General features: G+C 64.8%; 10 protein-coding genes and 2 tRNA genes. 8 read left to right on the forward strand and 4 right to left on the reverse strand.

What is annotated here, in order from left to right; genetic code table 11:
* A partial coding sequence (locus WBV89_RS21810; RefSeq protein ID WP_423983436.1) for a YdcF family protein occupies nt 1–651 on the forward strand: 651 nt, incomplete at its 5' end.
* An 89-nt stretch (nt 652–740) separates the two neighbouring features.
* Here the strand turns inward: WBV89_RS21810 and WBV89_RS21815 are convergent.
* Nucleotides 741–815, reverse strand: a tRNA-Gln gene (locus WBV89_RS21815).
* Between the two features lie 175 nt (nt 816–990).
* On the opposite strand from WBV89_RS21815, the gene WBV89_RS21820 reads away from it, so the two are divergent.
* A tRNA-Glu gene (locus tag WBV89_RS21820) sits at nt 991–1066 on the forward strand.
* 258 nt (nt 1067–1324) lie between these two features.
* Nucleotides 1325–2776 carry an IS481 family transposase gene (locus tag WBV89_RS21825; protein WP_423983437.1) on the forward strand — a complete coding sequence of 484 codons (1452 nt, stop codon included), beginning with the start codon at nt 1325–1327 and terminating at the stop codon, nt 2774–2776.
* A 631-nt stretch (nt 2777–3407) separates the two neighbouring features.
* Here WBV89_RS21825 and WBV89_RS21830 read toward each other — a convergent pair.
* The 3 genes from WBV89_RS21830 to WBV89_RS21840 all read right to left on the reverse strand — a co-directional run bounded on the left by WBV89_RS21830 (nt 3408) and on the right by WBV89_RS21840 (nt 6297).
* The gene (locus WBV89_RS21830) at nt 3408–3866 is read right to left on the reverse strand and encodes a hypothetical protein (RefSeq protein WP_423983438.1); all 459 of its coding nucleotides are present in this window, start codon (nt 3864–3866) and stop codon (nt 3408–3410) included.
* A 313-nt stretch (nt 3867–4179) separates the two neighbouring features.
* Nucleotides 4180–5430, reverse strand: a complete 1251-nt coding sequence (locus WBV89_RS21835; protein ID WP_423983439.1) for a M24 family metallopeptidase — start codon at nt 5428–5430, stop codon at nt 4180–4182.
* Between the two features lie 3 nt (nt 5431–5433).
* Nucleotides 5434–6297 carry a HalD/BesD family halogenase gene (locus tag WBV89_RS21840; protein ID WP_423983440.1) on the reverse strand — a complete coding sequence of 288 codons (864 nt, stop codon included), beginning with the start codon at nt 6295–6297 and terminating at the stop codon, nt 5434–5436.
* 72 nt (nt 6298–6369) lie between these two features.
* Here WBV89_RS21840 and WBV89_RS21845 point away from each other — a divergent pair, with 72 nt between their 5' ends.
* The 5 genes from WBV89_RS21845 to WBV89_RS21865 form a co-directional block, all read left to right on the forward strand.
* On the forward strand, nt 6370–7245 hold the full coding sequence (locus WBV89_RS21845) for a LysR family transcriptional regulator (RefSeq protein ID WP_423983441.1): 876 nt from the start codon (nt 6370–6372) through the stop codon (nt 7243–7245).
* A gap of 220 nt (nt 7246–7465) precedes the next feature.
* On the forward strand, nt 7466–8827 hold the full coding sequence (locus WBV89_RS21850) for a carotenoid oxygenase family protein (RefSeq protein ID WP_423983442.1): 1362 nt from the start codon (nt 7466–7468) through the stop codon (nt 8825–8827).
* Nucleotides 8828–9324: 497 nt separating this feature from the next.
* Nucleotides 9325–9861: a pyridoxamine 5'-phosphate oxidase family protein gene (locus WBV89_RS21855; protein ID WP_423983443.1), complete on the forward strand. Its 537-nt coding sequence runs from the start codon at nt 9325–9327 to the stop codon at nt 9859–9861.
* 29 nt (nt 9862–9890) lie between these two features.
* The gene (locus WBV89_RS21860) at nt 9891–10298 is read left to right on the forward strand and encodes a YciI family protein (RefSeq protein ID WP_423983444.1); all 408 of its coding nucleotides are present in this window, start codon (nt 9891–9893) and stop codon (nt 10296–10298) included.
* 13 nt (nt 10299–10311) lie between these two features.
* Nucleotides 10312–10663 (forward strand): sigma factor (locus tag WBV89_RS21865; RefSeq protein WP_423983445.1); only part of this gene is annotated, 352 nt, incomplete at its 3' end.

The raw sequence follows: 10663 nt of genomic DNA on the forward strand, positions 1-10663 counted from the left end.
GCGACGTATCGATCGGAGCGCGCCGGGAAGCGCCCGTCGAAGCTCGGACGACGAATCGCGATGGCTGTCGGCCTCGTGCTGTTGGCCGGGGTCGTCTACTACGGTGTCACCCTCGCCCAGGTCTGGTCGACCGGGCGAGCCGACGACCGGGATCCCGTCGACGCGATCGTCGTGATGGGCGCAGCGCAGTACGACGGGCGACCGTCACCACAGCTTGCGGCGCGCTTGGATCACGTCGTCGAGATCTGGCCCGACGAGGTGGCGCCGCTGGTCGTCGTGACCGGTGGGAAGCTTCCGGCGGATCGCTTCACCGAGGCCGAGGCATCGGCCACCTACCTGGTGGATCGCGGTATCCCCGAGTCGGCAGTGTTGCTCGAGAACGGGGGATCGGACTCGTACGAGTCGTTGGCCGCCGTGTCCGAGATGCTCGGTGAGCGGGGCTTGAACAGTGTCGTGATCGTCACCGACCCGTACCACGCTCTGCGTAGTGAGTTGATCGCCGACGAGGTCGGCCTCGATGCATCCGTCTCGTCGACCGACACGTCGGTGGTGACCGGGAGCGAATCGGTGTTCCGTCACCTGAAGGAAGCTGCGGGGGTCGCGGTGGGGCGGATCATCGGCTTCGACCGGCTCGCCGAACTGTCCGACTGACCGGGACCGCCCACGATCGAGGTCGACCAGCGGGGGAGTGGCCGGCCCGAAAATCACGACAGCCGACCCGTGTGGGCCGGCTGTCGGAATGGTTGGGGTGAAGGGAATCGAACCCCTAATAACAGAACCAGAAACTGTCGTGTTGCCAATTACACCACACCCCAGAGTGCGGTCATCCCGCCCGCTGAGCGGACCGGAATCGGTGCGGCCCCGACGTTATCGGCGCCAGTCCGTATCGACGCAGCGCATTTTCTCGGAGGGCTCGGGTCACCGTGCGAAATCGCCGTCTGAGGCGCTATCGTCAATGTCCGCACCTGCCCCGGTGGGTGCACGCAGCTTGGCCCGTTCGTCTAGAGGCCTAGGACACCACCCTCTCAAGGTGGCGGCACGGGTTCGAATCCCGTACGGGCTGCCAATCGAAACACCAGGTCAGAGCCACTCTTCGGAGTGGCTCTTTCCGTTCCGGGATTCGCTTGCTACTGGAACCCTCGGAGTGGTCTCGCTTGTGCTGATCCGGTTCATGCTTGACATGTTGGCTCCGGTTGGTGTGTTCCAGTTTCGGGTCTGGCTCCGGTAGCCGGGCGACAGTGGCTTCGGTAGCTGCGTTACGCGCGTGTGTTCTCGACAACTGGTGCTGAGCCCTCTTCGATGGTGATGTTCATTCTCATCAGTCGTGGAGAGGGTCGTCATCGTGTTGGTGGAGTTGAGGCTTGTGGAGCAGCGTTATGCGGCTGTGTTGGAGGTGGTCAACGACTCGTCGTCGGTCACTGACGTGGCGTTCCGTTATGGCGTCACGCGCCAGACGGTCCATCGATGGCTGCGCCGATACGCGACCGACGGGCTGGCCGGTCTGGCGGATGGGTCCGCGAAGCCGCTGTCGTGTCCGCATCAAATGCCGGCCGAGATCGAGGCGCGGATCGTGGAGCTGCGACGATTGCAGCCGGGTTGGGGTCCGCGCACGATCAGGTTCCGTCTCGAAGCCGAGCAAGTTGAACCGTTGCCGTCACGCTCAGCGATCTATCGGTGTCTGGTCCGTCACCAGCTGATCGTGCCCGAAGCGCGTCGTCGCAAGAAGGCGGACTATCGACGGTGGGAGCGGTCGCGGTCGATGGAGTTGTGGCAGATGGACGTTGTCGGCGGGGTGCGGTTGGTGAACGGGTGGAAGGCGTCGATCGTGTCGGGGATCGATGATCACTCGAGGTTCATCATCTCCGCCCACGTCGTCGAGCGAGCGACCGCGCGCCCGGTGTGCGAAGCGCTCACCAACGCGATGCGATCACATGGTCTGCCCCAAGAGATTCTGACGGACAACGGCAAAGTGTTCACCGGCAGGTTCGGGCCTGGCAAGGGTGAAGTTCTGTTTGATCGGATCTGTCGCGAGAACGGGATCAAACACATCCTCACCCGGCCTCGATCGCCGACCACGACCGGCAAGATCGAGCGGTGGCATAAGACGATGCGCCGCGAGTTCTTGAACGGCAAAGTGTTCGAGTCGATCGCCGACGCTCAGGCCCAGCTCGATAGGTGGGTGCACGAATACAACCACGACCGTCGCCATCAAGGCATTGGTGATGTGGTCCCGTGGGAACGCTTCAGGTTGGCCGCGTCGGAGCCGGCCGTTCCGGTCGTCTCGACCGAGGAGCCGTCGACGACGCGCAAGGTCGGCCGGACCGGCAAGATCAGTTTCGCCGCGGTGTTGTATCCGGTCGGGGTGTGGCTCGACGGTGAAACCGTCGACGTCTCCGTCGCTGATGGTCTGGTGTCGATCCACCATCAAGGCGTGTTGATCGCGACGCACGCCCAACGTCACCGACCGGCCAAAGAGAAGCCGGCGCTGGCTCGCAGAGCGAGGGCGTCGCGGCCGCGACCGAAGCAAGCAACGGTCGGCCAGAGCGTGACGCGCAAGGTCGACTCATCGGGCTCGGTCAGCTTCGCCGGGCACGGCTATCGGATCAGCAAGAAGCACTGCCGCCGTCAGGTCCAGGTCGCGATCGTTGGCGACACCGTCGAGATCTCCGCCGGTGGCGAACTCCTGAAAGTGCTCCCAATCCGCCACGACCGCTCCCGAGAGAACGGTGCATTCGCCAACGCCGGCGGCCGACCCTCACGAATCAACGCAGCCTGAAACCCCCTCCGGCACTGGAACACAGCTACCGAAGCCAAACCGGAACACGGGTACCGGGGCTTGACACCCTCGGAGTGGTCTCGCTGAAACCCCTCGTGAGCAGGTGGAAGGGACCGATCGCTGAGATGCTGTTTGCTACTGGATTGTGACACAAGTTCGAGGCGCGGGTCTGACGCTCGTCCATCTGCGGTTCCGCTCGGACTCTGACACTGCGTCGATGAACTCCTTTGCTGGTTCGGGGGCATGCGCGCGTGCTTCGGTAGGGCTCTCGGCCCGTGGTGTTGGCGGTGTGCGGTGTGGACCGCCTCCTCGGTTTCGTTCCGCGGCGCGAGCCCTCGCTCCGTGAGCCCGTCACTGGTCCCGACAGGTGCGTCCAGCTACCAGACCTCGCAGGCCCACCCGTCGCCGTCACCGTCGAGGTTGTGCGGATCGTCCCCGGCTCGATCCGGAACTCGTAGCCGAAGTCTTCGCAGTCGGGGCCACCGCCGCCACCATCAGCACCGGAATTGCCTGATGACCCGGCCAATTTGTTGTCGGAGCTCGCGGTCACTGTTGCGGCGGCGGATCGGGGCAGCGGCTTTGCCCGATCACGTCGTTCACCGCACCGAACCGAGATGAGCTCGTCCGTTCGCTACCCGGACCGGTCTTCGGCCAAGCTGGCGAAGTAGTTGACCATCTCGTCATCGTTGGCCAGGAGCAGGTCTTCGCATCGGTCGACGAACACTTCGATCCGATCGACACCTGCGGCGTACTGGCCGCCTCCGGCGAGCATCAGCCGCTGCTCGCGGGCAAGACGTCTCCGAAGCAGGTCCATCGAGCGCGACCCCTCCGACGTCCGCCCGAAGATCCGGTCAAAGCCCTGGAACGCCACTACGACGAACCCCAGCATCGCCGCAACCCACGCAGGGGATCCGAGCGCTTGAGCGAGCGGGACACCAGCTCCGGCGAGGAGGACGACGATCCACGACAAATGAATCGCGACGTAGCGACCACGCGTGCTCAAAGTCGCGCGCCGCTCCCGACGACGAATCTCTCGCAGGTATGCCTTCTGCTCCGGATTCTGGGCGAGTGCCTCGAGTTGCTTCCCCATGCCGGACAGTATTGCCGCCGTCGAACAGTGCACCTGACGGGGCGGGGCGTGGATGCGTGACGAGAGACGGATCCGGTCGTGGCGACGATGCCGCCGTTCCAGCGGGTCGACCCAGCGACGTTCTCGCATCCGGCGCAGCCTTTCGAGTACAACGCCTCTGGGATGGCGTTGACCATCTGTGAACTTTGTATCCCGGGGGACTGCGGGAGATGGGCTTCGGCATGATGCCGGTGGGTGATCGTGACCGACGGCCACGGGCACGGCTGCGGGCCGACCGTTTGCGGGTGACGACGATTCGGTCGTCGGCGGGATGTCAGGCTGAGTTGGAATCGAGAAGTCGGTCGTCGAAGGGGTATGTGGTGAGCCGCTCGGTGCCGTTGGCGGTGATGAGAACTTGGTCTTCGAGTTTCACGCCTTCGCCGCCTCGGTCGCTCCCGAGGAAGCTCTCGACGCAGACGGTCATGTTCTCTTCGAACACGCCTTCGACGCCGGCGTCGTCGAGGACGTCGGCCATCAGCACGATCGGGTACTCGGCTGCCATGCCGTTGCCGTGCACGGGTCCGAGGTATCGGTGTGCGACGAACTCGTCAGGGATCTTCCACGCATCGTTGGCGTAGTCGCGGAACGACTTGCCCACTTCGATCAGCTCGATGTTGGTCTGCAACTGGTCGTAGGCCATGGAGTACAGCTCGCGTTGGCGAGGCGTTGCAGCCTGCTCGCCGGCGAGGAACGTTCGTGACAGGTCGGTGTAGTAGCCGTGACATCCGATGGCATCGGTATCGAGCGCGACGAGTTCGCCCGCAGCGATGATCTTGTTGCTGGCTTCTTGGAACCAGGGGTTCGTGTTCCCACCCGAGTTGAACAGACGTGTCTCCAAGTACTCGCCGCCGCCGGCGATGAGGGCGCGACTGAGCTCGGCCCACACCTGATTCTCGGTGCGCCCAGGCACGATCTGGCTCTCCATCCAGGCCACGGCGGCTTCGGTCCCGGCGACCGACGCACGGATGAGTTCGAGTTCGGTTGGCTGCTTGATCGACTTGGCGCGGTCGATGATCGGCGATGCGTCGACGACGTCGAAGCCGGCTGCCGTGAGGGCGGGAACGGCCTCGATCGGTGACCGCTCGATCCCGAGTCGCTGGCCCTCGAGGCCGCACTGTTTCGTGAGTTCGCGCATGTCGTCGACGAATTCGTCGAGATGGCGTCGGTAGTGGTCGCCGCCGTAGAAGGGGTGCAGGCCGCGAGCGCGTCGCAGTTCATCGACGGTGTCGAACCCTTCGGACAGGTGCGCGCAGCCGCTGTATTCGAAGAGGACGACTGGCCCTTCGACCGGGACGAACACGTAGCGCCCGGGATTCCGGGTGGTGTTGATCTGCATGTTGCGAACGCCGCAGGCGTAGCGGATGTTGATGGCGTCGAAGAAGACGGCTGCGCCGACGTCGTGTGCGACGAGTGTGGTGCGGAGACGGGCGAGCCGTTCGCGTGCTGCTCGCTTGTCGACGTCGTCGGAAAGGAGGAAGTCGGGAACGATCGGGGCGTCGAGGGGTTGGAGCGAATCGAGGGACATCGGTCAGCCCGCGAGGCCGTCGGTGTGCTGACCGGCTGCGTCGAGATGTTCTTGCGTGACGCGTCCGTAGCCGTAGCGGGTGCTTTCGACACCACCGATGTATCCGGGCGTCTCGGAGTACCCGAAGAGGACCGTGTGCCGGATGCCGTCGACCGGAGCGATGCGGTGCAGTGAATACCGACCGCGGAACAGCTGCAGGTCGCCGACGTCGAGTTCGAGCGTGCGCACCGGCCCCCGGTCACCGTCGAGCACCTGCTGGACATCGTCGTAGTGCTCGTCGCCCGGCTCGCGGAGATCGGCGCAATACTCGAACGTGCCACCGGCAGCGGGCTTCCGGGTCATCAGGCTGACGATGAACTCGTTTGCGTCATAGTGCCACGGCATCTGCGTGCCGTCGTTCATCACGTTGATGACGAGCCCACGGATCGGGTCGGCGAACTGATGCAGCCTGTCGATGCCCATGCAGTCAGCAGCGAAGCGCTTGAAGTCGGGGTCGTCGTAGAGCGACCGGATCATCGTGTCGGCCGGGATCAGATCCTTGCCGACGAAACCGTTCGACATCGTCCCGGTTCGGTTGCGGGGATGATCGGCAGGCCAATCGTCGTGCTGGCCGCCGTCGCCGTAGGGCGTCAGGGCTCGCGTCAGCTCGAACGCGTCGGGTGCCGCTGCGGTGGTCTCGTCCATCAACTGTTCGTGTGCTTCGGGGCGAAACACGGCGGGCAGGTGAGCGCATCCGGTTGCGTTGAGTTCGCGGTGGGCGTCGGCGATGATCTGCTGCAGCTTCGGATCTTCGGGCCGGTGGATCGGGTAGCGATCGGTGTCGATGAAGGTCGACACGTCGAGGCGGTTGAGCAGCGTGTTGGTCATGGATCCAGTCTCCGCCTCACCGTCCCATCAGACAATCTCGACTTGGAGCTCCAAACCATTAGAGTTCCGAATGTGTTGGATCGTTCCCACTACCAGCTGCTCCTCGAATTGTCGCGGGCTGGAACCGTCAGCGGGGCGGCGGATCGGCTCTTCATCACCCAGTCGGCGGCGAGCCAGCGTTTGCAGCAGGCCGAGCGGCGGTTCGGGTTTCCGCTCACGGTTCGCGTCGGCCGACGTCTCGCCCTGACCCCTGCGGCGCAGCGCCTGGTCGAGGCTGCCGACGCGAGCGAGCGGGCACTGACTGCTGGGGAAGTCGATGCTCAGTGGCTCAGCACGGCAGGCGAACCTGCACTGATCGTCGCCATCGACATCTTCGACTACACGCCCTGGCTGACATCAGCGATCGTCGAGTTCGGCGAGACCCCTGAGACCGCAGGCCTCGAAGTGGTGCGGGCCCCGGCCGGCGACGCTCACCGTCTGCTCAACGATCGCCGCGCAGACGTGGCCCTCCATGCCGGACCAGCAACCGGGCCACTCGATTCTCGTCCGCTCTTCGATGACCACCTGGTCGGCGTCGTCGGAGAGCCCAGCTCGCTCCGCGATCGGAACGTGCTCAGACCCGATGACTTCGCCGACGCCGACTACGTCACCTACTCGACGACACCGCAAGCAGGATTCGAGCAAGCCACCTTCCTCGGCCCAGCGGGCGCGTTCCCTCACCGCATCCTCCGACTGGAATCCGTCACCGCGATCGCCAGCCTGATCGCAACGACCACCTGGTGCTCGATCCTTCCCAGCTGGATGGTCGACACCAGCTCAGGCGTCACCATGATCCCGCTCGAACCGGCTCCGCCTCCGATCGCCTGGTCGCTCGTGCAACGAGACCTCAACAATGAAGCACGACGCTCCGACGCCGCAGACCATTTGGTCAACCTGCTCCGTCGATAAACCACACGCAGCGGCCACCTGTGGCGCCCGATCGCGCTCGGCAGCGGCCAAAGCGATCAGAATGTTCATCCCGTCAAGGGACTCGACCACGCAGATCCGGCGGTAGGGGACACCGATTGCTACGAGCGGGCCTCGCGTCTTGGGCGGGTTGTCCGACCGGTTCGACCGCCCCGACCGTTCCGGGACGCTCGCGCCGGACGTCTTCTGTCAGGATCGCAGCATGACAGAGCTCGACATCGACGCCCGGACCGACCCCGCTCATACTCCGTGGTTCGTCGATGGGAACTTCGGGCCCGTTTTCGACGAGGTCACCGACGTCGACCTGCGGGTCACGGGTTCCATCCCGCCGACGCTGTCGGGCCGCTATCTGCGCACCGGGTCCAATCCGCCCTCGGGGATGTCGAGCCACTGGTTCGCCGGTGACGGGATGGTGCACGGCGTCCGCCTCGACGCCGGCAACGCGGCCTGGTATCGCAACCGGTACGTACAGACCACCAAGTTCGAGAGGGGATTGGATGCAAGCGACCCGGAGGTGATGCTCGACCCGACTGCCAGTTCGGCGAACACGAGTGTGCTGGCCCATGCCGGACGGATCTGGGCGCTGGAGGAGCTCCACCTTCCGTACGAGCTGAGCCCCGAACTCGACACGATCGGCAGTGACGACTTCGGCGGCAAGCTCACGACGGCATTCACCGCACACCCGAAACTGTGTCCCCAGACCGGAGAGCTGCACTTCTTCGGCTACTCCCCGTTCCCGCCCTTCCTCACGTACCACGTTCTCGATGCCGGCGGAGCGCTCGTCCATTCCACCGAGATCGACGTGCCGAAGGGCACGATGATGCACGACTTCATGATCACCCGAGACCACGCCATCTTCATGGACCTCCCGATCGTGTTCGATCTGTCGAACCTGGAGTCGCCGATCGGGTGGGACGACACCTACGGCGCGCGCATCGGCATCATGCCGCGCATGGGCGCGAACGCCGACATTCGCTGGTTCGAGATCGACCCGTGTTACGTGTTCCACCCGCTCAATGCGTACGTGGACGACAACGTCGTGGTCTGCGATGTCGGCCGTCACGCATCGATGTCGATGCAGCCGGAGGTCTACACCCCTCCGGCACACCTGCACCGGTGGACGTTCGACCTGGCATCCGGTGCCGTCAACGAACAGCGGATCGACGAGAGAACGCACGCCTTCTCGCGCGTCGATGACCGGGTCGTCGGCCTCCCGCACCGGTACGGCTGGGGGGTGAGCCACCGCGACGGCAGCGAAACCACGCTTCGTGAACCCGGAGTCGTCGTGAGGTGGGATGTCGTCACGGGCACGCAAGCCACCTACGACCTCGGGCCTGACGCATTCCCGAGTGAGTTCGTCTTCGTGCAAGATGACGATGCTGCTGGCGAAGACGAGGGCTGGGCGATCGGTTTCGTGTACAACGCGTCCGAGGACTCCTCCGATCTCGTCATCCTCGATGCATCGGCGCCTGGCAGCGATCCGGTCGCTCGAATCCATCTCCCACAACGCGTTCCCTTCGGCTTCCACGGCAGCTGGGTCGACGACTCGGCCCTTGCCGGCTGACGACCGACTCAGAGCCCGAACGGTCTGGGCGCGTGGCCTGCTGTTGCTGTCCTGGTCCGAAGCCTGTCCACCGGGTTCGGTGTGACTCATCACGGTCCTGTCGTCCCAGCTCCCTCCGAGGTCGGCACTGACCAAGAAGACTGCTCCCGAAGTGCCGTCGGTGGGCACGCATTCCTCACGTTCGAGCGTGGGCCGTGCGAGCACATCGAGTGCTGTCGGATCCTGTCGAGAGCGAGGATTTCGTCATGCCATCGGGCATCCCCGATGCATCGATCACGGCCGATATCGGGGATCATCGGGATCGGTGTACGCGTGATGGAAGCACCGGAGTGGCCGCGGCAACATCGGTCGACTGCACAATCTGGCGCGGGTGGTCGAGCACCGACGTGCCGCAGCCCGGCGCCAGGAATTCTTGCCGAAGATGTCGAGACCGGGGATCTCGCTCCGTCTCAGGGGTGCACGCGGCCGAACGAGTCGCCGAGACAAGGAGATCCACGATGAACGTCACCGACACCACCGCCCTTTCCTGCACCGCGACCGTGCTCGACGACCCGATCAGCCGCACGCTCCTCGATCGTGACATTGCTCGTCTGGCCTACATCGCCACCGACGGCACCCCGAGGGCGGTGCCGATCGCGTTCGTCTGGAACGGCTCGGAGATCGTGATGTGCACGACTCCGAACGCCCCGAAGGTCGCATCGCTCCGGCGCAGCCCGGTGGTTGCGTTGACGATCGACACCGAGGTCCACCCGCCGCAGATCTTGCTGATCCGAGGAGCCGCCGAACTTGACGAGGTCGAGGGGATCCCGGACGAATACATGACCGCGAACTCCACCTACCAGATGACCGCCGAACAGCGCCGCGAATGGGAGATCGAAGTGCGCTCGCTGTACCCGACGATGGTGCGCATTGTCATCACCCCCACCTGGGCGAAGCTGATCGACTTCGAACGCACACTCCCCACCGCTGTCGAAGAACTCGTCCAGCAACGTGATCGACGCCGGGCAGCCAACGACGCGCCGGTGACAAACTGACGGTGCCACCGAGGAAGAAGGAGTACACGATGGCCAAGTACCTACTGTTGAAGCACTACCGGGGTGCACCGGCGCCACCGAACGACGTCCCGCCCGAGCAGTGGGCTCCGGGCGAGTGGGACGCCCATGTCAAGTACATGGCCGACTTTGCCGCCAAGCTCGAACGAAACGGCGAGTTCGTCGCCGAACAGGCGCTCATCGCCGATGGGATGTGGGTTCGCGCTGATGGGCCCGGCCGACCGGCGGTGACCGACGGTCCGTTCGCAGAGACCAAGGACCTCATCGCCGGGTTCATGATCATCGATGTCGACAGCCACGAACGCGCCCTCGAACTCGCCGCCGAACTGTCTGCGGCGCCCGGTGCCGGGGGTGAGCCGATCAATGAGTGGCTCGAGCTGCGACCCGTGATGTCGGAACCACCAACGATCCTCGATTGAGGGAGGCGATTCGATGACGGTCGATGCCGCCGAGTTGCGCCAGCTCGCTCCTCGTGTGCTCGGCGCGCTCATCGGCCGTGGCGCCGATTTCGCCACGGCAGAGGACGCGGTCCAAGAAGCGATGATCCGAGCGCTGAGCGTGTGGAAGATCGAATCGCCGTCGGACCCCGAATCGTGGCTCATCACCGTGGCATGGCGCGCGTTCATCGACGCCGTCCGATCCGACACAGCCCGCCGCAACCGCGAGAACCGCATCGACGCCGAACCACCCGCCGGGGCCGGACCGACCCGCGACGACACCCTGCAGCTCTACTTCCTGTGCGCGCACCCCGACCTGACCGCCTCGTCGGCGGTCGCGCTCACCC

Source organism: Ilumatobacter sp., from assembly GCF_049588435.1.
Taxonomy (GTDB): Bacteria; Actinomycetota; Acidimicrobiia; order Acidimicrobiales; family Ilumatobacteraceae; genus Ilumatobacter_A.